The following is a 25084-nucleotide window of genomic DNA, read 5'->3' as shown; positions in this document are numbered from 1 at the left end:
GTTAACTATTGGATTGGAAAAATCACTTTGCTTTGTTGTGCTAAACAAAAATAAAGAGTAATTAGAAAACGAGGTGACATTAATGTAAACGCAATGATTCAAAAAACTCACCCTTCCTGAAAACGAGAAATTATAAAACGAGCATACGCCTCACGAAGCGATTTAGCGTGAGAACGACCTACAGGAAATTCTTGTTGGTTTGACATAATAACAGAAGTAGTTGAAAACTTACGTATATGAACTAAATTCACGATTATTGACCTATGTATAAACACAAACGGATATTTTAATTGTTCATAAACCGCTTTCAACGTTCCGGAAATAAAATAGTTGTGTGAATCCGTTGCAATACAAAGTTCATTATGGATGTAATTGTTTTCACCTTTTGAGATGGCTATGATTTCAGAGTGTCTCAATACAAGATGCTCAGTTTTATTTTTCACAGATAGAAAGTGGGATACTGAAGAACGCATATAATGACATAGTTTATTTATCTTTTCTACAAAGAGTTTATAAGTAAGGGGTTTAAGTAAATATTGAAATGCTTGTACTTCAAAACTTTCTAGCATGTATTCTGGATAGTTAGTTAGAAATATGATTTGAACTTCTCGGTCAGGAAAAAGGCGAATAAGTTTTGCAGTTTCAATTCCCGATAATTCCCTCATTTCAATATCTAACAAGATAATATGAAAGGAGTATCGCTCTTGTGAACTATAAGATTTGATTAGATCTTCCCCCGATAAAAAGAATTGTAGATTAAAATCTAAGGATTCACTTACTGACATACACATGAAAAAGTGTTGTAAAATTTTATGCATTGCGGGATCATCGTCACAAACAGCAACTTGAAACAAATAGACCACCTCAAATATGTTATATAAATCCAGTATATTGTAAAAAAAGTCTATTCGAAGTGATGTTTTACATATGAAAACAATTACCATCAGGTTATGGAATTTTTGTTGGTAAAAGTTTAAATGCATACTTATACTGTGGAGAGGACGTAGCCCAGGCGAGGGAATGGATACGTTCTTTTTTATTGCTTAGAAACCTTATTTTCAGCCTATATAAAAGTATTCAGCTAAAGCTCTACTGGTTAAGTTCGCGTTACGACAACGGCAGGAACAAGCAGCTGCACGCTCCTAGTGCTTTTAATCTTTGCTGCTGTCTCAAGCAGTCTAATCCTTTATTTTCTTTGGACATATAAACAAAGAATTAACAAGTAACGTACTTTGCCATTAAAGAAATATAGGCAACAAAAATATTAATATCACATGAAGCTGACATGTTTGGTCGTTGAGATGGATTTTTTTGCATTTCAGGATACAAGCTTATTTTTTCTTTTTGCCTTATGCTACATTAAAAGCCGAGAAGTAAAAGCTATCTAGGATGCACTGCAAGAATGAAATTTGCAACTCAAAATGAGCGTACATTTTATTTTTAAAACTTATGTGAATTTTGTCACTAATTAATAATCGATTCATAATTACATAGGGACCGTATCCATTCTAAGGAGGGCTAAAATGAAAGCTTCGCAATATAACTTTATTTTTAATGACATTATTGAAAATACCGATAAAACGGTACTTTATAATTCTCGAACAGGTGCATTGGCAGTTCTTGAACCGGAGTACTATAAACAGTTTTGCGAACTTACAAACAATGGATTGGCAATAAATAATGATACTTATCTTAAAAATCTTATCGAATGTGGCTATATCGTAGAAGATAATATGAATGAAAAAGCATATGTAAAGGTAAACCTCTTAAAAAATCGGTTTGAATCTTCTAATTTAATGCTAACAATTGCCCCTACAATGGCCTGCAATTTTCGATGTGTATACTGTTTTGAGAAAGACCAATATCATAACAAAACTATGAGTGAAGAAACAGCTCAAAGTATAGTCAATTTTGTTAAAACAAATGCTAGTAAACTTGACACTCTTAATGTTACATGGTATGGCGGTGAGCCCTTGATTGCAATGAAGCAGATAGTTAGGATATCGGAAGATTTTTTGGAAATATGTAAAGAAAACAATATACAATATACGGCCAGTGTCATTACAAACGGCTATCTTTTAAATAAAGAAACAGTTCAAACGTTAATCTCATGTGGAGTAAATGATATTCAAGTCACTGTTGACGGTCCTAAAGAAGTACATGATCTTAGACGCCCTTTAGTAAGTGGAAGAGGGACATTTGATGTCATAATGAATAACCTCAAGCAAATTAAAGGGATGATTAAGATATTTATGAGAATAAATACTGACCAAGACAACTGGTTGAATTTACATGAAATCGTAGGATTCTTAAAGGAAAATTCTTTATTGGAAAATGTAATACCTTATCTAGGATTAGTTACGCCGACGAATGGAAAGTATGAGGGAACTAAGTGCTTGACAGACGAGATGTATTCAAAATTTAATTTAAAATTTATGTCGGAAAATGATATCCCAATTAGTTATATTTATCCTGCACCTAAAGGTAATTATTGTTCTGCGGACAAGTATAATAGTTTCGTTATTGATCCTCTTGGTCATTTATATAAATGTTGGAGCGATATTGGAATTATTGAGCAGTGTGTTGGAATTATAAATGAAGATACATCAGTGAAATGGAATACTGAGCTTCTTGGTTGTTATTTATTATATGATCCTACTGAAGATGAAAAATGTTCAGACTGTAAGTACTTACCTGTGTGTTTAGGAGGATGTCCTCACAATAGAATGGCGGACTTTAACATATGTGAGCAATATCGTTATAATTTGCAGGAGTATATTACCGAGTGCACGAAAGTATTACTGGCTGGACAATTAACGGAAAATAAGAAGGAGGTTTCTGAATCATGTTAATGCTAAAAAAAATGTGTATTGTTTTATGTGGTTTCTTACTTATGGGGATGCCATTAGGTTCTTCAAGTAATGCAGCTTCAAATGATGTTAAGAATATCAATCTAACGGCTATAAATTGTAATGTCACCGTTACAAAAACTTCAGCAAGTGATTTTAGTTATGAGTATAACAAATCCTTGTATACTGTCACTTCTACATTAAGTGGATCTACAATTTACATCACAGTAAAGGGGAAAGGCTCAGTTAACGGCATTTCCGACAGAGTTAATATTTTAATTCCTGAAAAAAGTTATGAAAAAATAACGGTGGAAAGTACAAAGGCTGGAGTTTCACTTCCAGAGCTAAATACTAATCTTGATATCACAGGTGTAGATGGTTCCTCAATGTCAGTTCGTGTGCCTGTAGGATACTCAAAAGCCATTAATTATGACAATACAAAAGGTTCAGGTTCCTTAACTTTTAGTAAAGGAGCTTCCGATTACACGGTTACAGTTAAGACGACTGCAAGTGCATTAAGTGTTCCTGCGGGATGGCCATTGTTTAGACCAAACTTAACATATAACTATATAAATGGGGCAGGTAAAGCAAAAATAAATATCACGCTTGAAAACAGTGCATTTTCTATTGCAGCTCAAAAGTGATAAGTAGCATATAGTTTTTCAACTGTATGTTATTTATATAAATTAAAATTTAAGGAGGGAAAAACCATGGACGTATTGGTAAAAAGTGCTGTACAAGTAAGTGCACATTGTCCTTTCCACGGTTCAAGTGGCTGTACTCTTTCTTGTTCCTACAAGATGTAGCTTAAGAGAAGTAACATTACTTAGCGAGATGCTGTTTCAGCATCTCGCTAAGATTTACCTAATATGAAATATAGGTGATGAATATGATAGTCCTAGAATACTTGAAAAAATACCTTTCAAAAACGCGCAAGTATGTATTTTTTTACATTGCAGTTACTTCAGTATTGTGGATTATAGGAATTATTGTGCCTTACATCACAGGCATATATATTGATTATTTAGTATCAAAAAGTAATATAAGTATCATTTTATATTTTGTACTGTTACTGGGGATTATAAATATAGCAAACATTCTCATACAATATTTAACTGCTCTTTTCTCTACCAAATTGAATAATTTATTATTATACGAAATCTGCAATGATATCTATCAAAAGATATTTAAAACCAAACTGTCGGTCTTCAAAGATAAGGATAATGCATACTTAGTTGACCAAATTAATAATGATTCATCCACAGTAGTTGACTTTTTTTCAAATAATATTTCTAACTTAGTATTGCAAGTAATAACAATAATTGTCAGCGGTATTATTGTTTTAAAAGCTGATGTACTACTATGCGTTATAATTTTCTCGCTTATTCCATTTTATATATTTACATATGTGGTTTTTAGAAAAAAATTGTATAAAGCAAATTTGAAATACAAAAAAGAAGCAAATGAATACTACTCTAAAAAAGTCGAACAAATTAACAAATTGGTTTTTATAAAGAAGAATGTACTCTTTAATGAAATGAATGAGCGGTTAAATAAAGCATTTAATTCATTATTTAGAGTTGCGACTTCACAAGTGAAAACTAATTATATTTTCTCAAATCTAAATCAATTTATATTGATCATCTGCTATATATTTGTAATTGGAATTGGAGGTCATAAAGTTGTAATTGGCCAAATGAGTGTAGGGCAGTTCACTATAATTAACACCTACCTTTCAATGATCATCTCGTCAACCTCATATTTATTAAGTTTAGCAAGCTCATACCAAGAGACGAAAGTATCGATAGAACGGTTAAATGACATTATGAAATCTGAAAATGATATTTATGGTAGTGCAACACTTGTAGAATTAGAGAAAATAAGTATTAAAAAATTAGGTGTTAAATATTCTGGTGAAAGCGTATTTAGAGACTTTTCATATGATTTTTCTAAGGGTGAAATTTACGGGATATGTGGCCATAATGGTTCAGGCAAAACAACATTACTTAATACTATGATAGGTCTATATAGTGATCTTTACACAGGAGAGATAGCTTTTAATAATTGCTCCATAAAAGATTTGGATATGCTTAATATGAGGCGTTTTAAAATTTCTTATGTAGAACAGAATCCGGAGTTTTTAAATCTACCAATAGAGGAATATTTAAAATTTGGAATTAATTTTTCGAAAGAGACTGCTAGTAACCAAAATGAGCTTATAAATGCCTTTGGTCTTGAAGGGATGATAACAAAATCTAACCTTGAAAATATATTAATAAATGAAAATGGGAGCAACTTTTCTGGTGGTGAAAAGCAAAAATTATCTTTGATTCGTGCATTAAGTAAAGATTCATTCTTAACGATTCTTGATGAGCCAACATCAGCCCTAGATTCAAAGAGTGTAAGTGGACTTGTAGAAATATTGACTAAGCAAAAGTCAAGAAAGATAACAATCGTGGTATCACATGACCAGAGACTATTAGCAGCATGTGACCATATCCTGAATATCGAAATCCAAAAGGAACGTGATGATATTGGATTCCACAGTTATGGAGTTCTTTAGAAACATCGAAAAACAGTATGGGAATTATTCTCGACTATTTAAGTTATTTCAGACAAAGAATAAATCCTATTTATATGATGTGGGCACAGGCAAAGTAATGGAATGTAATGAAATAGAGTATACATTTCTAAATAACTTACAATTGTACGGAGATATAGCGAAGGTAATAAATCCTATTAAAGTTAATGATGATACATTGACTATTCTAATTGACTTAATACATGTTGCGCATGAGCAGCATTTATTCCAAGCTCCTCCTCTTTTATCCTTTGCACTATCAGAAGATGAGGTTTTAAAAAATGCAAAAAGCCATCTAGAACAGGTTACACTGGAGTTGACCGAACAATGTAATATGGCATGTCACTATTGCATATATCATTCAGGAAACATAGACTTCAGAGAGTTTGGACGTAGACACATGTCCTGGCAAGTAGCAGAGTTAGCAATTGATTATACTTTAAAAAACTCAGGTAAAAAAGTCGCGGTAACTTTTTATGGTGGGGAGCCATTAATAGAATTTAAATTATTAAAGCATTGTGTAGCCTATGCTCTGGAAAATGGCGCTGGTAAAGATCTAACTTTTTCAATGACAACAAATTTAACCTTAATGACTGCTGAAATCGCAGAATATCTATCTACAATCCCTAACTTTGGAGTTGTATGTAGTATTGATGGTCCAAAGGAAATACATGATTGTAGAAGGGTATTTAAAAATGGCGCGGGCACTTACGACAAGGCAATTCATGGTCTTAAATATCTAATTAATGCTTATGGAGAAAAAAGTAATTCCCTTATATCGCTAAGCATGGTAACACCCAGACCAACTAATGATGCGGTAATGAAAAAAATTCAAAATTTCTTTAATTCTCTTTCGTGGGTACCTAAGGATATTACTAAAAATATTTCTTATGTGAGACACTCGTCTGACATAGAGAAAACGATTACTAAAGAAAACCCTATACATTGTTATGATAACCCTGTAGGGAACTGGACAACTGATCTGATGTTAAATAATACTTATACATCACAAAGTAACCCATTCACAATCGATTTTTTACACAAACAATTCTCAATAATACATGATAGGATTTTAACTGAAACTCCTTACCCGAATTATAATTTAAATGGCTGCTGTTCACCTGCGACAAGAAGAATCTATGTAACGGCAAATGGAGATTTTCATTTATGCGAACGCATAGGAAAATCACCTTCAGTTGGGAATGTTTACAGTGGTTTAGATGAAACTGTGTTAATTGATCTTTATATAGAGGACTATTGTAAGGAAAGCTTACCACAATGTTCTGAATGTTGGGCTATACGTCTATGTTCGGTATGTTACGTCGAATGTTACGATAGTGACAAATTTAATATTGAAAAAAAGAGAATGGCTTGTAGGCGTTCTTTAGATATGCTAGAACATGCATTGATAAGCTATCATACTATCTTGGAAAACAAACCACATTTATTAGAAGCATTAAATCATATTACTTTGGTGTAATCTATAAACAAAGTAGAGTTGAAGGAGGATTATAAATGAGAATTGTAAATCCATTTGGAAAGAAGCCTTTAATGGCAAATAGTCTTGGAATTGTTCCTTTATCTTGCATATGTTCTTCCGGTAGTAATAACATACTTCATGATTTTGGACATGGCTCGAATTGTGCATGTAAATGTCGCCCTGATAGACAAATGAATAGTAGTGCAAACTATGATATGGCTTTGAGTTGATCTATTAAAGGATCAACGTTTGTAGAATATCAATTTTGAAAAAATCGCTTCTACTCAGTTAGATGAGTGGAAGCGATTTTTTATTAATCATTACAAAAATATGGAAACAAGTTTGCAGGGGAATATGGATCACAGGCAGACGGTGCATATTCAATCGTATGCGAAGCTCAGTCTTCGAAGTAACTCATTTGCAGTGTTCCATTTAGGGCAGTATTTCCAGATGGGAATCAAGTGAAGCTAATCTTTGATCGCTCCAGCGGCAAGATCGGAAATAAACTGGCGGCTGATAAAAAGAAACAAAATAATAAGAGGGAGTACAGCCAGCAGGGTGCCAGCAATGACCATCGCATAGTCCGTATTGTAAATTCCGTTCAACTGGGACAATGCAATCTGGAGCGTAAATTTGCGCTCATCCGTTAAAACGATTAACGGCCATAAGTAATCATTCCAAGCTCCTATAAAGGTAAATGCGCCGAGAAAAGCGAACGCAGGTCTTAAAATCGGCAGTGCTACATTCCAGTACAGCCGAAAAAAGCTGCACCCGTCCATACGCCCCGCATCCAGCAACTCTTTGGGAATGGATTCTTCTGCATACTGGCGGATCCAGAAAATGCCGAAAGCATTTATCATACCTGGGATGATGAGCGCTTTGAACGTACCTACCCATCCAAAGGAAGCCATCATGACAAAGGAGGGGACGAGCGAAAGTTGTGAAGGGACCATCATTGTTGCAAGCAGTATGACGAATAGCCCCTTTTTGCCCGGAAAATCAAACTTGGCGAATGCAAAACCAGCCAGTGAATCAAAAAACAGCACCAATAGGGTAACAGAACTGGCTACAAAAAGGGTATTAAAAAAAGCTCCAGCAAAATCAATCTGCTGCAATACTCTCGTTATGTTATCCAGGAAGTGGCTACCGAACCACAATTGTGGCGGAAAACGATAGATGTCTGAGGTTGTACGGGTCGCCATGACGATCAGCCAGTAAAACGGAAACATCGACAGGATGATCCCCACCAACAGCCCGGCATATAGAACAATGGATTTTGCACGTGTCTGCATCATGTTGTGACGCTCCTTCCATCGTTATTTTTTACCTTGAACGAGTTTCCAATTGATGATGGAGAATACAGCTATGATGAGAAACATGCCCCATCCGACGGCAGCACCATATCCAAAATAGTTGTTGATGAACGACTCGCGGTACAGGTATAAAACGATGGTCATGCCACTTGCCCCGGGACCGCCGTCATTACCGACCAGAACCTGTGGCTCAGTGAAGAGCTGCATACCGCCGATGGTGGACGTAATGACCGTAAATAAAATAACTGGGCGCAGCATGGGAATGGTGATGCGGAAAAAAACCTGTGCTCCGGTTGCGCCGTCTATTTTGGCGGCCTCATACAGCACATGCGGAATACTCTGGAGTCCAGCCAGATAGATGATGGCGTTGTAGCCCATCCATCTCCAGACGACCATGGAAGAAATGGCGATTTGGATACCCCACGGCACATTGAGCCATTGGATCATAGGTAGCCCCAAAAGCTGCAGAAGATAGTTGAGAAATCCAAAATTGTTGGCAAATAAGGCGCCGAAGATGATGGCAACAGCAACAATAGACGTCACATTGGGCAGGAAGAATCCAACTCGCCATAAGGTGCGCAATTTCACAAAAGGGGCATAAAGCAGAAAGGCAACAATAAGGGCTAGAAGTAGCATTGGAATCGTGGCATACACCCAGATCACAAACGTATTGCCTACAGCCTGCCAAAATTCGGTGTCTGTCACAAGGTAACGAAAGTTACCCCAACCGTTATAGGTCATGTCTCCGATCCCGTCCCATTTGTGAAACGCCAGGTACAATGAAAAGCCAATCGGAAACAAGCCAAAGATGGCAAACAGCAGATAAAATGGCGAGATCGCAGCATATACGGCCCGGTGCTTCCAGATTTCTCTCAGCATATTGTCCACACGCCTTTTTTGGATTTTGTTTTTTACCGCTGTAATTCCCGTTCAATTCGTTGCATCGTTTCCGACCATAATGCGTCGGGATCGGCATCTTGTTTGGCCACATTGGAAAGACGGCGGGTCACTATGCCATGGATGACAGGATAGCGCTCGCCGAAATAGCTGCTTTTCACATGACGTGCGGAGGCGGCAAAAATGAGACCAGTGGCCTGACCACCAAAGAAAGGCTCGGGTGTCTCCATGACTGGATCGTCATAGACGCCGGGAGTGGATGGGAACAGCCCGATTTTGTGGTAGGCTTCCAGTTGGTGTTCCGGGTTTTGCAGCCAGGTCAGGACTTCAAAGGCTTCTTTGGGGTGTTGGCTGGATTTGAGGATAGAGATGAAAGAACCTCCCAGATTGCCGTCTCCTCCAGGAGCCCGAGCGACTCTCCATTTGCCTGTTGTATCCGGTGCAGCCTCTGTGAGAACTTGCTTCATCCAGATTGCCCCTACGAACGAGGCGATTTTACCGTTATTGACCGAAGCGTTCCATTCGGGAGTCCAGCCATCCGCATTGGCGAGCAGATGCTTCCTATGGAAATCCACAGCGGTTTTCCAGCCTAGGCGGATGTCAGGAGATTGATTGCCGACATAACTTCCGTCCGGCTTGAAGTATAGGTTCGTATGCTGAGCAAGCACTTGATTGTAAACGTTTACAATATTATCAGCCAAAAACGAACGACTTCCGAATTTCTGACGAAGTTGTTCTCCGGCTGCCATGTAATCATCCCATGTACGGATAGAGGAACTGACCTGTTCAGGATCACTAGGTAAGCCCGCCTGTTCAAACAGGTCGCTACGATAGAAGAGGGCGGTGGGTCCAGTATCCATAGGAAATGCAATCATTTTACCATCAGGAGTGATCCCCTGATTCCATTTCCATTCCAAATATTGATCCTTCAGGCGATCTGCTCCGAGTTCCCTTAAATCATAAAAATGATCTGCACTGGGGAACAGCTCCACCATCCAGTCGTTCAGAGCTACGATGTCTGGTTCATCGGAACGAGCTGCGAGCGTTGTCTTCAGTTTGGCTTTAAAGTCACCGCCTATTTTTTGAGTTTTTAATTCAATGTCGGGGAACTGTTTTTCCGCCTGGGCGAGCAATTCATCATCAATAGAACGATTCCAATACCATAATGTAAGCGTTATCTTTTTTCCGTTTGACAAATTAGTTTCAGATGATTGGCCTTCAGAGGACAGGGACCCACTACAACCACTAATCATAGTGAGAAAAGCAAGACATAATATCAGCCATTGTACTGTCTTCACGTCATTTCCCTCCTTGCTGTCTGAATAATCTGCCTACTGAACAAGTTGTAAAATGGTTTAGCTCCATCATATGAAGCTGTTACCCATTTATGTGCATTGCCTTAACCAAAAACAAAAAATTTGAAACGTTTATCCATAAAAAAAAGCACGTGCGTCTGTTATAGGAAGATCGCACGTGTTTAAGTCAGGGGATTAGCTTCATGACATCAATCGTTGTATCTCATCTTTCAGAGTTTCGGACCGAGTACCGAAAATAACCTGCAGGGTACCGTTCCCAAGCCTGATAATTCCTGACGCTCCGAGCTGCTTAAGAGCTTGATCGTTAACCACTTTGTCGTCTTTGACGACAAGGCGTAGCCGTGTGATACAGGCATCAATGCTTTGGATGTTGTCTGAACCGCCGAGATAGGTTAGGACCTTGTCTGCATGACTGGACTGAGTGTCGGATAGAGTGCTTGCCTTTCCGTGGGGTATGGATTCGTTAGCCTCAGATAGGGGATTGTCATCTACATCGTCTTCACGCCCGGGAGTCTTTAGGTTGAATTTGAGAATGATGAAGCGGAATAGAAAATAATACACGAAGGCGAAGACAAGCCCGATCGGGATCATTCGCAAAGGGTGAGTGGAGAGCTTCATATTGACCAGATAGTCAATGAGACCTGCTGAAAAAGAAAAGCCGAGTTTGACATCCAATAGGTATACGACCAGACCGCTCAGCCCTGTTAGCAGAGCATGAACGCCGTAAAGCAATGGTGCAATGAACATAAACGAAAATTCGAGGGGCTCAGTAATTCCGGTCAGGAACGATGCTAGCGCAGAACCAATAAAGATGGAAGCGACAGCTTTACGTTTTTCCGGTTTGGCCGTATGGATGAATGCGAGAGCCGCCGCAGGCAGAGCGAACATCATAATGGGGAAGAAGCCGGACATGAACATACCTGCCGATGTATCACCTGCAAAAAAACGCGTCAGATCACCATGAACAACTTCACCTGCAGCATTGGTATAGTCACCAATTTGAAACCATGCGATCGAGTTCAACACATGATGCAAACCGAGCGGGATCAGCAGCCGATTGGCAATCATAAACACCATTGACCCGATTCCGCCAAAGCCGACAATCCAGTTGCCGAAGGCTGCAATTCCATCTTGTATCGGACTCCAGATCATGCCGAGCAGAATGGCTAGAATCATGGTCGTGAAGGCGGTAATCATGGGGACAAAACGTTTGCCCGAAAAAAAGCCAAGCCAATCTGGAAGCTGAATATTGTGATATTTTTTGAACAGGTAAGCAGACCATCCGCCGATAAAAATACCACCCAATACGCCCATGTCCAGCTTGACGTCGTCTGGAATATACGCAAATATACCCGGTACGGCCGCCAAAATACGGGTCAGCACCAAGTAGGCAATGACCGCCGAAAGTGCGGCTACCGCGTCGCCTGCCAGGCCAATAGCAACACCGATGGAGAAAATGAGCGCCAGGTTGCCGAAGATGGCACCCGCCCCTTCGTTCAGAAAAGGAGTGACATAATGATTGAGAAATCCACCCACTCCAGGACCAAGCGGAATGTCTGTTTCATAATTAATGAGAGCTAGCCCTTGCAAAATCCCTGCGGCAGGTAAAGTAGCTACTGGAAGCATTAACGACTTGCCGATTTTTTGTAGAAATTTCAGCATAACATTCTTCCCTTCTTCATCAAGTTTGGGAGTGTCGTATTCATCCTGAAATCCTTACGTCCAGCCATTTTTTTACATCATAAATCGCGCAATCTAACATGGTCAACGATTATTTTAGAATACAAAAAGACGTAAATCCGTAGTTGACATCGCTTACATGCTTATATAATATCAAATTTAAGTTAATAATCGTGACGGAGACGAGAGAGCCACGCAGACATCCCATGGTACAGCACAGGGTTGGTTTGTGATGGCTTTTCTTTTTTTGCGCGATGAAAACGATCAAAATCGGAGGATCTATTGAGGAGGTTGGTTGTATGTCGCCATACGCAGCCGAATTCATAGGGACAATGATTCTTATTGCCCTAGGTGGCGGAGTGTGCGCAGGGGTGTCCCTGAAAAAGTCATTTGCTCACGCTTCCGGCTGGATTGTGATCGGAATGGGGTGGGGGCTCGCGGTAGCTATTGCGGTGTATGCGGTGGGTCAAATCAGCGGAGCGCATTTGAATCCGGCAGTTACACTCGCGTTGGCATTTCAGGGTAGTTTTCCATGGCAGGATGTTCCCGGCTATATTATGGCCCAGCTTTTTGGGGCCATGGCGGGTGCAGTGATCGTCATTTTGCATTATTGGCCCCACTGGAAAGAGACGGAGGACGCAGCAACCAAACTCAGTGTATTTGCGACAGGACCAGCTATTGATCATCCGTTTGCCAACGTGCTTAGTGAAATGATAGGTACTTTTATCTTTGTCCTTGCCTTACTGTCGTTTGGTGCCAATTCATTTACAGACGGCCTGAAACCGCTGATTGTTGGTTTTTTGGTTGTCAGTATCGGTTTATCCCTTGGAGGTACAACGGGTTATGCCATCAATCCAGTGAGGGATTTTGGACCGCGTCTGATGCATTATTTGCTACCGATTCCCGGGAAGGGAGCATCCAACTGGGGATACGCATGGGTGCCCATTGTAGGACCGCTATTGGGGGGATCTTTCGCAGGGCCATTTTATCAGGCCATTTTTAAGGGAAGTGTAACTTCGGCTTTCTGGATTTTATTAGGGGTCATCGCGGTGGTACTTTTGATTACCTTCCGTATCAGTCGTACTTATAAAAATCATAAAATGAATCATAAGCTAACAGCGTAAAAACGATGGATTTACACGGGGAGAGATGAACATGGGAAAATATATTTTGTCACTAGACCAGGGAACGACAAGTTCAAGAGCGATTTTGTTCAATAGCGAAGGAGATGTGGTGTACTCAGCCCAGCGGGAATTTCCGCAATATTTTCCTCACCCCGGCTGGGTAGAGCAGAATGCGAATGAAATCTGGAGCTCTATTCTGGGCGTTATTGCCTCCTGTCTTTCCGAATCGGGTGTAAAAGCTAACCAAATTGCTGCCATCGGCATTACCAATCAGCGTGAATCGGTGGTCGTGTGGGACAAAAATACAGGATTACCCGTGTATAACGTACTCGTATGGCAATCACGCCAAACCGCGGATATTTGCGAAGAATTGAAGCGGCAAGGGCATGAGGAGTTGTTTCACAGCAAAACAGGGTTATTGATCGACCCGTATTTTTCAGGCACTAAAGTAAAGTGGATACTGGATCATGTAGAAGGCGCGCGCGAAAAGGCGGAACGAGGCGACTTGTTCTTCGGTACGATTGACTCGTGGCTAATCTGGAAACTATCCGGCGGAAAGGCTCATGTAACAGACTACTCCAATGCGGCCAGAACGCTGATGTACAATATTTACGAGCTCAAGTGGGATGAAGAGCTGCTGGACATTCTGGGTGTTCCAAAAATCATGCTGCCTGAGGTAAGGCCCTCTTCCGAGGTATATGCGCACACCGTGGATTATCATTTTTTTGGTCAGAATGTACCGATCGCTGGTGCAGCAGGTGACCAGCAGGCAGCCTTGTTCGGTCAGGCTTGTTATGAAAAAGGAATGATCAAAAACACTTACGGCACAGGCTGCTTTATGCTGATGAATACGGGGGATCAGCCTGTTGAATCCAAGCACGGTCTGATCACGACCATCGCTTGGGGACTGGAGGAAGGCAAAGTGCAATACGCACTTGAGGGGAGTGTGTTTGTTGCGGGCTCGGCGATCCAGTGGCTGCGAGACGGGCTGCGCATGTTCCGTGAGGCGAAGGACAGTGAGCCTTATGCGGCCCGTGTTTCCTCTACAGAAGGGGTGTATCTTGTACCCGCTTTTGTCGGACTAGGCAGCCCCTACTGGGATAGCGAGGTGCGTGGAGCGATGTTCGGTCTGACGCGGGGAACCACAAAAGAGCATTTTATCCGCGCCACCTTGGAGTCGCTCGCTTATCAGACCAAGGATGTGCTTACAGCTATGGAGATTGACTCAGGTATTACGGTGAAGATGTTGCGAGTGGATGGTGGAGCTGTGTTGAACAATTTTCTGATGCAATTCCAGAGCGATATTCTGGATGCGACGGTGGAACGGCCGGTCATCCATGAGACAACAGCGCTGGGTGCCGCATGTCTGGCAGGCTTGGCGGTTGGATACTGGAAGAGTACAGATGAACTTCGTAAGCGAGTGAGGGTGGAAACTTCCTTTACCCCTACGATGGATGAAGCAACACGTGACAGCCTGTATGAAGGCTGGAAAAAGGCCGTGAATGCAACGATGGCCTATAAGTAATAGCTTAAACGAAGAGGCTCTATATATTTAAACTGTAAAAAGGTGACTTCTGAATTTCAACAGGAGTCACCCTTTTTGAGGTATATGCTATCCCTTGATCCTCGTATGGTTCCAATTTTGCCGGGCTCCGCAAGAGGTACGAATGACTAGTTCGGGCTCTACTTTAATACATTTCGTATCCATTTGTTTATTCATCAGGTCAAACAGCACCATGGCGGCTAGACGACCTATTTTTTGCTTGTCTTGTTTTACAGTCGTCAATGGAGGATCGGTATAACGACAGGCTTCAATATCATCACAGCCTACTACAGCAATATCCTCGGGTACCCTCAAGCCGTTTTCCTTAAAAGCACGGATGGCACCAAAGGCAAGCAGGTCGGTAGCCGCAAAAACAGCTCTTGGTAAATCTCCTTGCTGTATCCACGCCTTCGCGATCTGGTATCCATCCTCTGCCGCATAGTCATTACCATACACGATCCATTCAGGTCTTACATCAAGACTAAACCGCTTTAGTGAAGCGATAAACGCTTCCTCTCTCTCTTTAATAACCAAGGAGGGGCGTTCAATGCCTATAAAACCCATCTCGCGGTATCCATTCATGTAAAAGTGCTCAACAACCTTCATTGAGATCTTTTGATTGTCGGACATAATGTAGCAGGAACTGGCTCCGGTTAGCTCAATATCGACACCGATGCAGGGGATAAGACTGGCGTCGAGATCGAAAACACTTTTCTCCACTTCGTCCCCAGCAATAATAATGCACCCGTCCACTGAAAAATATTTCGAGCGAGCCAAATAGTCCTCTCCATTATCCAGAAATTTTTCATTTGAAAAAAACAGCAGGTCATAACCGAGCAAGCCAATCTGCTTTTTGAAAACATTAATGATGTCCACAAAAAAAGGATGACTAAAATCGACATTCAGCTTGCCAGCGAATATAACGCCTACCAGATTGGATTTTTTGGTAGCAAGTGTTTTAGCCGAGGAGGAAGGTCTATAGCCTGTTTCCTCCATAATTTTAAGTACTCGCTGCCGGGTTTCCTCACTGATATCTGTGTAATTGTTTATGATTTTCGAAACCGTCGCTACTGAAACGCCTGCCATACTAGCTATTGTTTTTATATTCATGGAATCCTCCGCAACTAAACTGATTTAGTTAAATTGACTTTGTATTTCAAATTCAATGATTACTCGTATTCTATGCTACCTCATAGATGGGAGTCAACAGAGTTAATAAAGGATTTATCCTAATATTTTAAGGAGTAACAACGATAATTTAACGGTGATTATATTTTTTTGATATTTCATAATTCTCTATTTACAAATACAGGTTATTCGATACATAATAGTAGCTGTAATTAACTAAACCGCTTTCGTAAAAATGAATGCATTTACCGCTGGTTATTTTGCATATTTTCCTCCAGCGCTTTATTGTCGGCGGTGTAATGGCCGGAGCTGTGAAGTCTTTATTTCTGAAAGGAAGGTACCGAGTATGAGTGAGAATATCTTTGTATTTCCTGATACGTTTATGTGGGGAACTTCAACCTCTTCCTATCAAATTGAAGGTGGCACAAAAGAGGGCGGTAGAACGCCCTCCATTTGGGATACTTTCTGTCAAATTCCCGGGAAGGTGATCGAAGGGGATTGTGGAGATGTGGCTTGTGACCATTTTCACCGCTTTAAAGAAGACGTGCAATTAATGAAACAGCTTGGTTTTTTACATTATCGTTTTTCTGTGGCTTGGCCGCGCATTATGCCCGCGCCCGGCGTGGTCAACGAACAAGGGCTGCTCTTCTATGAGCATCTGCTGGATGAGCTTGAGTCGGCCGGGCTAATTCCAATGCTGACTCTGTATCACTGGGATTTACCGCAGTGGATTGAGGACGAAGGTGGATGGACGCAGCGAGAGATTATCCAACATTTTAAAACGTATGCCTCTGTAATCATGGACCGATTTGGCCAGCGAATTAACTGGTGGAATACGATAAACGAGCCTTATTGCGCTTCTATTTTGGGATATGGTACAGGGGAGCATGCCCCTGGGCATGAGAACTGGAAAGAAGCCTTTACTGCCGCCCATCATATTTTGATGTGTCATGGGATTGCGATCAATTTGCACAAGGAAAAAGGATTAACAGGTAAAATTGGCATTACGCTAAACATGGAACATGTGGATGCCGCTTCCGAGCGACCCGAGGACATTGCTGCTGCCGCCAGAAGGGATGGCTTTATTAATCGTTGGTTTGCTGAGCCATTGTTTAACGGAAAGTATCCTGAAGATATGGTGGAATGGTACGGAACGTATCTGAATGGATTGGATTTTGTACAGCCTGGTGATCTGGAGCTGATTCAGCAGCCGGGAGATTTTGTAGGCATTAACTATTATACCCGCAGTATCATTCGAGCAACTAACGACGCCTCATTGCTGCAAGTAGAGCAGGTTCACATGGAGGAGCCAGTAACAGACATGGGATGGGAGATTCACCCTGAATCCTTTTATAAGCTGCTGACGCGGATTGAGAAGGATTTTAGCAAGGGCTTACCCATTCTGATTACGGAAAATGGAGCAGCGATGAAGGATGAACTGGTGAATGGACAGATTGAAGATACCGGGCGTCAGCGCTATATTGAAGAGCATTTAAAGGCGTGTCATCGCTTTATCCGGGAGGGAGGTCAGCTCAAGGGCTATTTTGTCTGGTCTTTCTTTGATAACTTTGAATGGGCCTGGGGATATAGCAAGCGTTTTGGTATTGTACATATCAATTATGAGACGCAGGAACGGACCCCCAAACAAAGTGCGCTGTGGTTCAAGCAAATGATGGAGAAGAACGGGTTTTAAACAGAAAACCAGGTGCAAGTTAGCGATAGCTTCAATTTATGTAGGCCGTCATGCTGTAAAACAGAGCATAACGGCTTTTTAATTTTATAAATCCTTGCGTCAGGTAGGGGATCTATGCAGAAATATCTTGCAAATCCAATATAACAGGGCAGTGGTCACTGCCTGTAATATGGCAATCAATACTCGCATCCATTAATAGCGGACGAAGCCTCTCTGAGACGAGGAAGTAATCAATCCGCCAGCCGATATTCCGTTCCCTCACCTTTGGCATGTAGGACCACCAGGAATAAACATCTGTCCGATCAGGATAAAAATATCTGAAGGTATCTATAAATCCGGCGTTGAGCAGCTGTGACATGCGGTCTCGTTCCTCGGGTGTGAAGCCAGCATTACCGTAGTTGGCTTTAGCATTTTTAAGGTCGATCTCCTGATGAGCCACGTTCAAGTCTCCGCAAATGATGACAGGCTTCTGAGCGTCTAGTTGTTGCAGATAGCTGCGAAAACGGTCTTCCCATTCCAGTCTATATGGCAATCGCGATAAGTCTCGTTTCGTATTTGGTGTGTACACATTGACGAGGTAAAATTTTTCGAATTCTAGTGTAATAGTTCGACCCTCTGGCTCTTCATTTTCTTCAAGTCCATAATGCACAGAGAGCGGCTTGATTTTGGTGAAAATAGCTGTGCCGGAGTACCCTTTTTTCTCAGCGTAATTCCAGTATTGAACGTATTCCTCCATGTTCTCCATGAGGATTTGTCCTTCTTGAAGCTTCGTTTCCTGTACGCAAAAAATATCAGCATTCGTTTCTTTTAGATAAGTATAAAATCCTTTGGTTACACAGGCTCTTAAGCCATTTACATTCCAAGATATTAATTTCATTTGATTAAACTCCTTACTACTCCACGCAGTCAAGCGGTGTAATGGTATACCCTCGATAAAAGGCTGTCCCAGACAAACGCTCAAACAGCGCTGCGGAAACAGCCTTTTCTACATTAAAGTAGGTTGTAATACGATGCTAGGCTCTAACATCCACAGTGGGTCCTATTTCGCTGGAAAATAAAAAAAGCTTCCTAAACAGGAAGCTTCGGCTATACGTCCCAGGAGGGATTCGAACCCCCGACCGACGGCTTAGAAGGCCGTTGCTCTATCCAGCTGAGCTACTGGGACATAAAATTCAAGCGAATATTAATATATCATATGGATGAAAAAGATACAAGTCTTATTTTGCATATATCGCTTATTTGGCCTCTACACCACATAAATTCAGAATACACATCGTTTTTTTTGCCTTATAAAAGGGTATGTTAGAATACAGGTGAATATGTTGAAGACGAGTGGTTGAACTTCGGCTGCTGTTTCTCATATAATCTACAAATACTTTAGCTTGCGGAGGAGAGGGGGTGCCTTGAAAATAAAGGACTCCAAGGTGACGACAAAAGAAAATAATATCGTATTGTTTCCGAAGACACTGGACTACTATCAAATTCAACTTACGGTGATGCTTGAGAACGAACGTTACGGAGAGGCGATGGCGATGCTGCGTTTTTTGATGCAGTGTCAGGGACAGGAGCAGAAACAATACGATGAATGGAACGCTCTGTTACAATGGCTGGAAGCTGCATTTCCACAGTACGCTGACAGCGGGGCGGCAACGGACAATGTGGAAGAAGACGAAGTCAGTGAAGTTGAGTTGGCTCGCCGTCATGCACGCTTTAAGCAGGAACAGGATGCAGGCTACGGTAACAAGCTTTTGCAGATGGCTATGGATCAACCGTTATCCGAACAGACGATTCTAGCTTTGGAACAGCTATCCTACTTGGAACTGCCGGAGATCGACGATGCCTTGCTTCGCTGGATTACTGAACGGGAAATCCATCCTCTTCTCCAATTCCGTGTTCTACAGACAATGAGACGCCGTGGAATGGAAGGGACGATAGAAATCAGACGGGGTGATGAAAAGACGGAAATCGATATTGAAACGGTTCCGTTACAGCCCGATGAGTTTCCAGAGGCGATTATGCGTATTTTGGAACGGGTAGCTGACCAGACTGAAGTGCATGAGCCTACACTATTCTATTTTGCACAGGAGCTATGGTCACAGTTTGTGATGGCAGTGTACGGTACGAAAGATTATAGATCAATGTTGGTGGAAGAGGACGGGATGCCGGATATTTGGGCAGCAGCACTCCATCAGACCGTTTCGGAAAGTTTGAACGGGAACAATAATGAGGAAGAAACCCGCGCTATATATGGCATTACAGATGCACTACGCTTCCGTTTTGAGCAAGCGTATCGGTCGATGCGATTATTCGTCGCGGCGGGAATGAACACTCCTTAATGACCGGAAACGTTTACCTGTTAAAGCATTCAAGGGCTGCCCTTGAAAAAGACAGTAATGTTAGATATACTATAGTGGTTATTTTGTGTGCGTTGATTGTAATGAAAACTAAGTGAAGATTTTGTTGGAGGGGAAAGCATAAAATGAAAGCAACTTGGGAGAAAATAGAGAAGAACCTTGGGGTTCTTGAAGTTGAGGTAGACGCGGATCGTGTAGCCGCTGCACTCGACAAAGCTTTTAATAAAGTGGTTAAACAAGTAAGTGTACCAGGATTCCGTAAAGGTAAAGTACCACGTCCTATCTTTGAAAAACGTTATGGTATTGAAAGTCTGTACCAGGATGCAATTGACTTCCTGTTGCCAGAAGCATACAGCCAAGCTGTAGAGCAAACAGACATCTTCCCAGTAGATAGCCCTGATGTTGAAATTGATCAATTTGCTAAAGGTGAATCTTTCAAATTCAAAGCAAAAGTTACGGTTAAACCTGAAGTAACTTTGGGCGATTACAAAGGCGTAGAAGTGCCTGTAAGCAAAAACGAAGTAAGCGACGAAGAACTGGCTCAAGAGCTGGAGCGCCTGCAACAACGTCATGCTGAATTGGTTGTTGTTGATGAAGATGCTGCTCAATCCGGCGATACAGCTATCATTGACTTCGACGGTTCCGTAGACGGCGTACAATTCGAAGGTGGACAAGCTGAGAAGTATTCTCTGGAACTGGGTTCCAATACCTTCATCCCTGGCTTTGAAGACCAAGTGATTGGTTTGCACACTGGTGATTCCAAGGACGTTGAAGTAACGTTCCCTGAGAACTACCATTCTGCTGACCTCGCTGGTAAACAAGCTGTATTCAAAGTGAAAGTTCATGAACTGAAACGCAAAGTTCTTCCTGAATTGGACGATGAATTTGCTAAAGATGTAAGTGAATTTGACACACTTGCTGAATTCAAGGAAGACTTGAAAAAGCAATTGCTGGAGCGCAAAGAAAACGAAGCTAAAGCAGCTCGTGAGGGCGCTGTAGTGGAGAAAGTTGCTGAAAATGCAACAATCGACATTCCTGAAGCAATGGTCAAGAGTGAAGTGCAAAACATGGTTCGCGATTTCGACAACCGTCTGCGCAGCCAAGGCATGAACCTTGAAATGTTCCTCGGCTTCTCCGGTCAAAGCAAAGAAGACCTGGAAGAGCAAATGAAAGCAGATGCTGAGAAGCGCGTACGCAACAACCTCGTGCTGGAGCAAGTGGCTAAAGCAGAAAACATCGAAGTTTCCGAAGCGGAAATTAATGAAGAACTGCAAAACATGGCTGACACTTACAAACGTTCTGTAGAAGAGATCCGCAGCATTCTGGAAAGTAACGGCTCGTTCGCTAACTTGAAAGAAGAGATCTCCCTGCGCAAAACAATCGCTTTGCTGGTGGAAAACAGCAAAGAAGTTGAAGCGCCAGCTGCAGCTGCTGAGTAATTTAAACGATAAAATATACGGTGTAGGCTGTAACAGGCTGCAACGTAGTAATTAGATAAGGATAAGGCACGTAGTGAAAGTTACGTGCCTTATTTTTACCTTAGACAACCCAAATTTTAGTCGTTTATGGAAAGCGCTGTGAATGGTGTTTTCTGTTTTACATAAGTCACTACCGTACATTTGCACATACATACGAAACATGGTTAAATATGAGAAGGTCTCGGCAGGGTGTCTGTACATAGCCTGCACTTCATATATGAGCAGGCAAATATGACACGAGACTCTGAACATGTTAAAATATTTTGTAAGGTGTTCACGTTTCATGATTGCCGCTTCCGTTTTAATGGGACATAAGGAAGCGGATGAATACAGGTGTTCATTTTAATAAAGAAAAGAGGTTGGTCGTGATGAGTCTCGTCCCTATGGTTGTGGAACAAACGAATCGAGGAGAACGATCTTACGATATTTACTCGCGGTTGCTTAAGGATCGCATCATTTTCCTAAGTGGCCCGATTGATGACGATGTCGCCAATCTCGTCATTGCACAGCTATTGTTCCTTTCTGCGGAAGACCCGGAGAAGGACATTAATTTGTACATTAACTCGCCAGGCGGTTCTGTTACTGCAGGCATGGGTATATATGATACAATGCAATTCATTAAGCCGGATGTATCGACGATTTGTGTAGGTATGGCTGCTAGTATGGGTTCTTTATTGCTCACAGCTGGTGCACCAGGCAAAAGATATGCACTTACCAATAGTGAAGTTATGATCCACCAGCCGCTCGGCGGCATTCAGGGGCAAGCCTCCGACATGCTGATTCATGCGGACTGGATTATCAAAACACGTGCCAAGCTGAATCAAATCTATGTGGAGCGTACAGGTCAGCCCCTCGAAAAAATCGAACGTGATACTGACCGGGATTTCTTCATGGAAGCGGAAGAGGCAAAAGCATACGGTATCATTGACCAGGTGCTGTCTAAACCGATTAATCTGTAAAGGGGTGGCTCTATGTTTAAATTTAATGATGAAAAAGGACAATTAAAATGTTCTTTCTGCGGTAAATCTCAGGATCAGGTTCGCAAGCTTGTTGCCGGACCGGGCGTATATATATGTGATGAATGCATCGAGTTGTGCACGGAAATTGTGGAGGAAGAATTGGGTCATGAAGAAGAAGTAGATCTGAAAGACATTCCAAAACCAATGCAAATCCGTGAAATTCTGGACCAATATGTTATTGGTCAGGATCAAGCGAAAAAATCACTGTCTGTTGCGGTGTATAATCACTACAAACGTATTAATACACAAAACAAAATTGATGATGTGGAACTGCAAAAAAGTAACATTTTGATGCTTGGACCTACAGGTTCGGGTAAAACGTTGCTTGCGCAAACCATGGCTAAAATTTTGAACGTCCCATTTGCTATCGCAGATGCCACTTCCCTTACGGAAGCGGGTTATGTGGGTGAAGACGTTGAAAACATTTTGCTGAAACTGATTCAAGCTGCCGATTATGATGTAGAAAAAGCAGAACGCGGCATTATCTACATTGACGAAATTGATAAAGTAGCTCGTAAATCTGAAAACCCGTCCATTACCCGTGACGTATCGGGTGAAGGTGTACAGCAAGCATTGCTTAAGATTTTGGAAGGCACGGTTGCTTCTGTACCTCCGCAAGGCGGTCGCAAGCATCCACATCAAGAATTCATTCAAATTGATACTACGAATATCCTGTTCATTTGTGGCGGTGCCTTTGATGGTCTGGAGCAAATGATCAAACGTCGTATCGGTAAGAAGGTCATCGGCTTTAACGCGACTAGTGAACAAAAAGATCTGAAACCAGGCGAATATACCTCCATGGTATTGCCTGAGGATCTGTTGAAGTTCGGTCTGATTCCGGAATTCGTAGGACGTTTGCCAGTCATTTCGACGCTGGAGCCACTTGATGAGAAGACATTGGTTCGTATTTTGTCTGAACCGAAAAATGCGTTGACCAAGCAATACCAGAAGATGCTGGAACTGGACAATGTGCAGCTGGAGTTTAAACAAGATGCTCTGGAAGCCATTGCTCGTGAGGCGATCAAGCGTAACACGGGTGCTCGTGGCCTTCGCGCAATTATTGAAGGTATTATGCTTGACGTTATGTACGAAGTTCCTTCCCGTGATGATGTGACGACTTGCGTCATCAACGAGCAGGTAGTAAAAGACAAAATTGCACCGGAACTCGGTGGTACAGATAAGGATAAAAAACAAGAAGAGAGCGCCTAAGGATTGATACTTCGCGATCTCTACAACATGAGAAGCCAGATCTCCACTTCACGAAACCTGTATGAGGTTTTATGGGGTGGAGGTTTGGCGTTAATGGGAGAGAAAAGTATATGTTCTTAAGACAAGACACACGTCCCGTTCAAGTCGGGAATCTGACGATTGGCGGCAGCAATGAAGTCATCATCCAAAGCATGTGCACAACCAAGACGGCAGATGTGGAAGCTACAGTAGCCGAGATTCTTCGTTTGGAAGAAGCCGGATGTCAGATAGTGCGGGTTACCGTCAACAATGAGGAAGCTGCCGCAGCTATTAAAGAAATTAAGAAGCGGATTCATATTCCGCTGGTTGCAGACATTCACTTTAATCACAAGCTGGCTCTACTGGCAATTGAAAATGGAATTGACAAGGTTCGCATTAACCCAGGCAACATTGGACGACGTGAAAAAGTGGAAGCTGTCGTTAAGGCATGTAAAGAAAAGGGGATTCCGATTCGGATTGGTGTTAACGCCGGATCATTGGAACAGCATTTACTGGATAAGTATGGCTACCCTACGCCAGAAGCGATGGTAGAAAGTGCACTGTACCATATCGGGATACTGGAAGAGCTTGATTTCCATGATATTATCGTATCACTGAAGGCTTCTGACGTTCCAATGGCGATTGCCGCTTACACGAAGGCAGCTGAAATTATTAAGTATCCCCTCCATTTGGGCATCACCGAAGCCGGTACACTCTTTACTGGAACGGTTAAAAGCGCGGCAGGTATGGGAGCTCTGTTGGCAGCAGGTATCGGGTCCACTATGCGTATTTCGCTAAGTGCCGATCCGGTAGAAGAAGTGAAGGTAGCACGGGAGTTGCTCAAAACGTTTGGGTTGATCACGAACGCAGCTACATTGATTTCTTGTCCGACTTGTGGGCGTCTGGATATTGATCTGTTCTCTATTGCGAACGAGGTAGAGGATTACATTGCAAAACTCAAGGTGCCGATTAAAGTATCTGTACTAGGGTGTGCAGTTAACGGCCCGGGTGAAGCGAAGGAAGCTGATATCGGAATTGCCGGAGCACGCGGAGAAGGTCTATTGTTCCGTTATGGAAAGATGATTCGCAAAGTCCCTGAGGCTGAAATGGTTGACGAATTGAAAAAAGAAATTGATATCATCGTCAAAGCTTATGAGGAAACAGGTAAAATACCCGGACGTGAAGAGCGTCACACTGCCGAGAAAGTGTAGGCATAAGCGGTTATTTTAAAAATAGGTATAATCATAAACTATTGTCATTGTTTAAACACCGTGGAGAGCAGCTCTGCTACAGAACTGTTCTTCGCGGTGTTTTTGTATTTCTCTCTGATCTTTTGAAAGACAGCCGTTTAGCTCTCGTGGAAAAGGAAATACTGTCTTTCATAGAACAGCATTTTCAAATT

The 25084-nt window shown here is 41.8% G+C and carries 20 protein-coding genes and 1 tRNA gene; 13 read left to right on the top strand and 8 right to left on the bottom strand.

Going from position 1 to position 25084, the window contains the following annotated elements:
* Positions 1-107: 107 nt before the first annotated feature.
* Positions 108-854, bottom strand: coding sequence for a LytR/AlgR family response regulator transcription factor (locus tag KSP24_RS12750; protein WP_254207786.1), 747 nt, complete (start codon positions 852-854; stop codon positions 108-110).
* A 669-nt stretch (positions 855-1523) separates the two neighbouring features.
* Between KSP24_RS12750 and KSP24_RS12745 the strand changes: the two genes are divergently transcribed.
* The 5 genes from KSP24_RS12745 to KSP24_RS12725 all read left to right on the top strand — a co-directional run bounded on the left by KSP24_RS12745 (position 1524) and on the right by KSP24_RS12725 (position 7140).
* Positions 1524-2852: a radical SAM/SPASM domain-containing protein gene (locus tag KSP24_RS12745; RefSeq protein WP_216975267.1), complete on the top strand. Its 1329-nt coding sequence runs from the start codon at positions 1524-1526 to the stop codon at positions 2850-2852.
* Complete coding sequence (locus tag KSP24_RS12740; protein ID WP_025678488.1) at positions 2846-3493, top strand: hypothetical protein; 648 nt, start codon at positions 2846-2848, stop codon at positions 3491-3493. The genes KSP24_RS12745 and KSP24_RS12740 overlap by 7 nt, the downstream gene beginning before the upstream one ends.
* 245 nt (positions 3494-3738) lie before the next feature.
* Entirely contained in the window at positions 3739-5412 is a 1674-nt protein-coding gene (locus KSP24_RS12735; RefSeq protein WP_025678486.1) for an ATP-binding cassette domain-containing protein, read from the top strand.
* Positions 5378-6910: a radical SAM protein gene (locus KSP24_RS12730; RefSeq protein WP_102163564.1), complete on the top strand. Its 1533-nt coding sequence runs from the start codon at positions 5378-5380 to the stop codon at positions 6908-6910. Before KSP24_RS12735 ends, KSP24_RS12730 begins: the two co-directional genes overlap by 35 nt.
* A gap of 35 nt (positions 6911-6945) precedes the next feature.
* Positions 6946-7140 (top strand): hypothetical protein, encoded by a 195-nt coding sequence (locus KSP24_RS12725; RefSeq protein ID WP_148266409.1) that lies wholly within the window; start codon positions 6946-6948, stop codon positions 7138-7140.
* Between the two features lie 237 nt (positions 7141-7377).
* Here KSP24_RS12725 and KSP24_RS12720 read toward each other — a convergent pair whose 3' ends face one another.
* The 4 genes from KSP24_RS12720 to KSP24_RS12705 form a co-directional block, all read right to left on the bottom strand.
* Positions 7378-8205 carry a carbohydrate ABC transporter permease gene (locus KSP24_RS12720; protein ID WP_025678485.1) on the bottom strand — a complete coding sequence of 276 codons (828 nt, stop codon included), beginning with the start codon at positions 8203-8205 and terminating at the stop codon, positions 7378-7380.
* Between the two features lie 21 nt (positions 8206-8226).
* Complete coding sequence (locus KSP24_RS12715; protein ID WP_216975266.1) at positions 8227-9102, bottom strand: carbohydrate ABC transporter permease; 876 nt, start codon at positions 9100-9102, stop codon at positions 8227-8229.
* 32 nt (positions 9103-9134) lie between these two features.
* On the bottom strand, positions 9135-10418 hold the full coding sequence (locus KSP24_RS12710) for an ABC transporter substrate-binding protein (protein WP_216975265.1): 1284 nt from the start codon (positions 10416-10418) through the stop codon (positions 9135-9137).
* A gap of 198 nt (positions 10419-10616) precedes the next feature.
* Entirely contained in the window at positions 10617-12098 is a 1482-nt protein-coding gene (locus KSP24_RS12705; RefSeq protein WP_216975264.1) for a PTS transporter subunit EIIC, read from the bottom strand.
* Between the two features lie 317 nt (positions 12099-12415).
* Between KSP24_RS12705 and KSP24_RS12700 the strand changes: the two genes are divergently transcribed.
* On the top strand, positions 12416-13240 hold the full coding sequence (locus KSP24_RS12700) for an MIP/aquaporin family protein (RefSeq protein WP_216975263.1): 825 nt from the start codon (positions 12416-12418) through the stop codon (positions 13238-13240).
* A 31-nt stretch (positions 13241-13271) separates the two neighbouring features.
* Positions 13272-14765, top strand: a complete 1494-nt coding sequence (glpK, locus tag KSP24_RS12695; protein WP_216975262.1) for a glycerol kinase GlpK — start codon at positions 13272-13274, stop codon at positions 14763-14765.
* An 87-nt stretch (positions 14766-14852) separates the two neighbouring features.
* On the opposite strand, the gene KSP24_RS12690 is transcribed toward glpK, so the two are convergent.
* Entirely contained in the window at positions 14853-15893 is a 1041-nt protein-coding gene (locus KSP24_RS12690; protein WP_216975261.1) for a LacI family DNA-binding transcriptional regulator, read from the bottom strand.
* A 364-nt stretch (positions 15894-16257) separates the two neighbouring features.
* Between KSP24_RS12690 and KSP24_RS12685 the strand changes: the two genes are divergently transcribed.
* Positions 16258-17604 (top strand): GH1 family beta-glucosidase, encoded by a 1347-nt coding sequence (locus tag KSP24_RS12685; RefSeq protein WP_058712256.1) that lies wholly within the window; start codon positions 16258-16260, stop codon positions 17602-17604.
* Between the two features lie 112 nt (positions 17605-17716).
* Here KSP24_RS12685 and KSP24_RS12680 read toward each other — a convergent pair whose 3' ends face one another.
* Positions 17717-18481 (bottom strand): exodeoxyribonuclease III, encoded by a 765-nt coding sequence (locus KSP24_RS12680; protein WP_137079123.1) that lies wholly within the window; start codon positions 18479-18481, stop codon positions 17717-17719.
* A 214-nt stretch (positions 18482-18695) separates the two neighbouring features.
* Positions 18696-18769, bottom strand: a tRNA-Arg gene (locus KSP24_RS12675).
* 238 nt (positions 18770-19007) lie between these two features.
* Here KSP24_RS12675 and KSP24_RS12670 point away from each other — a divergent pair.
* The 5 genes from KSP24_RS12670 to ispG all read left to right on the top strand — a co-directional run bounded on the left by KSP24_RS12670 (position 19008) and on the right by ispG (position 24893).
* The gene (locus KSP24_RS12670) at positions 19008-19940 is read left to right on the top strand and encodes a hypothetical protein (protein ID WP_025678472.1); all 933 of its coding nucleotides are present in this window, start codon (positions 19008-19010) and stop codon (positions 19938-19940) included.
* Positions 19941-20083: 143 nt separating this feature from the next.
* Complete coding sequence (gene tig, locus KSP24_RS12665; protein ID WP_013372696.1) at positions 20084-21397, top strand: trigger factor; 1314 nt, start codon at positions 20084-20086, stop codon at positions 21395-21397.
* 407 nt (positions 21398-21804) lie between these two features.
* Entirely contained in the window at positions 21805-22395 is a 591-nt protein-coding gene (gene clpP, locus KSP24_RS12660; protein WP_016324659.1) for an ATP-dependent Clp endopeptidase proteolytic subunit ClpP, read from the top strand.
* 12 nt (positions 22396-22407) lie between these two features.
* Positions 22408-23664, top strand: a complete 1257-nt coding sequence (gene clpX, locus KSP24_RS12655) for an ATP-dependent protease ATP-binding subunit ClpX (RefSeq protein WP_013372695.1) — start codon at positions 22408-22410, stop codon at positions 23662-23664.
* Between the two features lie 110 nt (positions 23665-23774).
* Positions 23775-24893: a flavodoxin-dependent (E)-4-hydroxy-3-methylbut-2-enyl-diphosphate synthase gene (gene ispG / locus KSP24_RS12650; protein ID WP_013372694.1), complete on the top strand. Its 1119-nt coding sequence runs from the start codon at positions 23775-23777 to the stop codon at positions 24891-24893.
* Positions 24894-25084 lie beyond the last annotated feature (191 nt).

The sequence above is a fragment of the Paenibacillus sp. AK121 genome, assembly GCF_019042715.1.
Lineage (GTDB): Bacteria > Bacillota > Bacilli > Paenibacillales > Paenibacillaceae > Paenibacillus > Paenibacillus polymyxa_C.
This window is presented reverse-complemented; position numbering and strand designations above follow the sequence as displayed.

What these genes read in the sequence shown, in the direction of transcription:
- KSP24_RS12745 (WP_216975267.1), top strand. Translation starts at nt 1,524, where the DNA reads ATGAAAGCTTCGCAATATAACTTTATTTTTAATGACATTATTGAAAAT.
- KSP24_RS12740 (WP_025678488.1), top strand. Translation starts at nt 2,846, where the DNA reads ATGTTAATGCTAAAAAAAATGTGTATTGTTTTATGTGGTTTCTTACTT.
- KSP24_RS12735 (WP_025678486.1), top strand. Translation starts at nt 3,739, where the DNA reads ATGATAGTCCTAGAATACTTGAAAAAATACCTTTCAAAAACGCGCAAG.
- KSP24_RS12730 (WP_102163564.1), top strand. Translation starts at nt 5,378, where the DNA reads ATGATATTGGATTCCACAGTTATGGAGTTCTTTAGAAACATCGAAAAA.
- KSP24_RS12725 (WP_148266409.1), top strand. Translation starts at nt 6,946, where the DNA reads ATGAGAATTGTAAATCCATTTGGAAAGAAGCCTTTAATGGCAAATAGT.
- KSP24_RS12720 (WP_025678485.1), bottom strand. Translation starts at nt 8,205, where the DNA reads ATGATGCAGACACGTGCAAAATCCATTGTTCTATATGCCGGGCTGTTG.
- KSP24_RS12715 (WP_216975266.1), bottom strand. Translation starts at nt 9,102, where the DNA reads ATGCTGAGAGAAATCTGGAAGCACCGGGCCGTATATGCTGCGATCTCG.
- KSP24_RS12705 (WP_216975264.1), bottom strand. Translation starts at nt 12,098, where the DNA reads ATGCTGAAATTTCTACAAAAAATCGGCAAGTCGTTAATGCTTCCAGTA.
- KSP24_RS12700 (WP_216975263.1), top strand. Translation starts at nt 12,416, where the DNA reads ATGTCGCCATACGCAGCCGAATTCATAGGGACAATGATTCTTATTGCC.
- glpK (WP_216975262.1), top strand. Translation starts at nt 13,272, where the DNA reads ATGGGAAAATATATTTTGTCACTAGACCAGGGAACGACAAGTTCAAGA.
- KSP24_RS12690 (WP_216975261.1), bottom strand. Translation starts at nt 15,893, where the DNA reads ATGAATATAAAAACAATAGCTAGTATGGCAGGCGTTTCAGTAGCGACG.
- KSP24_RS12685 (WP_058712256.1), top strand. Translation starts at nt 16,258, where the DNA reads ATGAGTGAGAATATCTTTGTATTTCCTGATACGTTTATGTGGGGAACT.
- KSP24_RS12680 (WP_137079123.1), bottom strand. Translation starts at nt 18,481, where the DNA reads ATGAAATTAATATCTTGGAATGTAAATGGCTTAAGAGCCTGTGTAACC.
- tig (WP_013372696.1), top strand. Translation starts at nt 20,084, where the DNA reads ATGAAAGCAACTTGGGAGAAAATAGAGAAGAACCTTGGGGTTCTTGAA.
- clpP (WP_016324659.1), top strand. Translation starts at nt 21,805, where the DNA reads ATGAGTCTCGTCCCTATGGTTGTGGAACAAACGAATCGAGGAGAACGA.
- clpX (WP_013372695.1), top strand. Translation starts at nt 22,408, where the DNA reads ATGTTTAAATTTAATGATGAAAAAGGACAATTAAAATGTTCTTTCTGC.
- ispG (WP_013372694.1), top strand. Translation starts at nt 23,775, where the DNA reads ATGTTCTTAAGACAAGACACACGTCCCGTTCAAGTCGGGAATCTGACG.